The organism is Actinosynnema sp. NPDC023658 (assembly GCF_040639995.1).
Classification (GTDB): Bacteria; Actinomycetota; Actinomycetes; order Mycobacteriales; family Pseudonocardiaceae; genus Actinosynnema.
Genome location: NZ_JBFAAX010001465.1, coordinates 1 through 1,087 on the forward strand (window position 1 = coordinate 1; position 1,087 = coordinate 1,087).

The following is a 1,087-nucleotide window of genomic DNA, read 5'->3' on the forward strand; positions in this document are numbered from 1 at the left end:
CCGCGACGCGGTCGTTGGCGCTGTGCTGCGAGGCGGCCGGCGTCGACGCGGGGCAGGCGCACTCGGCCCTGCACGACGTGTCGGTGGTGCAGGCGACCCCGTCCCGGCTGCGGGCGCTGCTCGACTCCGGCTGGGTGCCGCCCGCCGGGCTGACCGTGTTCGCCGGCGGGGAGAAGCTGACTGCCGAGCTCGCCCGCGCGCTCACCGCCGGCGGAGCCGCGGTCTGGGACCTCTACGGACCCACCGAGACCACCATCTGGTCCACCGTCGCCGGGGTGTCCGAGGACGTCGCGGACGTGTGGGAACCGGTGGCGGGCACCGACGTGCGGCTGCTGGACTGGCGCGGGGAGCCCGCGCCGCCGGGGGTGGTGGGCGAGGTGTGCCTGGGCGGTGTCGGGCTCGCGCGCGGCTACCTCGGCCGTCCCGCCCTGACCGCCGAGCGGTTCGTCCCGGACCCGCACTCGTCGGTGCCGGGCGCGCGGCTGTACCGCACCGGCGACCTGGCCCGCCGGCGTCCGGACGGGCACGTCGAGATCCTCGGCCGGGTGGACCACCAGGTGAAGGTCCGGGGTCACCGCATCGAGCCCGGCGAGGTCGAGGCGGTGCTGCTGGCCCAGCCCGGCGTGCGCGACGCGGTCGTGCTGCCGTTCACCGCGGCGTCCGGCGGTCTCGAACTGGCCGGGTACGTCGTCGGTGACGTCACCGCCGCCGACCTGCGCCGCTCGGCCGGGGTGACGCTGCCGGACTACATGGTGCCGAGCTCGCTGGTCGTCCTCGACGCCTTCCCGCTGACCCCGGCGGGCAAGCTGGACCGCACCGCCCTGCCCGCGCCGGACGCGACCGCGCAGGAGGTCTACGTCGCGCCGCGCACCCACGCGGAGGAAGTGGTGGCGGGGGTGTGGGCGGACGCGCTCGGCGTGGACCGGGTCGGCGTGCGCGACGACTTCTTCGACCGCGGCGGGCACTCGTTGCTGGCCAACCGGATCGCCATGCGGCTGCGGTCCGCGCTCGGGGTGGCCGTGCCGGTGCGGGCGCTGTTCGACCACCCGACCGTCGAGGCGCTGTCCGCCGCGATGGCCGGCTACCC

Annotated in this window: 1 protein-coding gene; it reads left to right on the forward strand. The window is 76.8% G+C overall.

All coding sequences use genetic code 11. The features are described 5' to 3' along the window. Nucleotides 1–1,087: AMP-binding protein (locus tag AB0G02_RS41835; protein WP_360806620.1), on the forward strand; the 1,087-nt coding region annotated here is incomplete at both ends.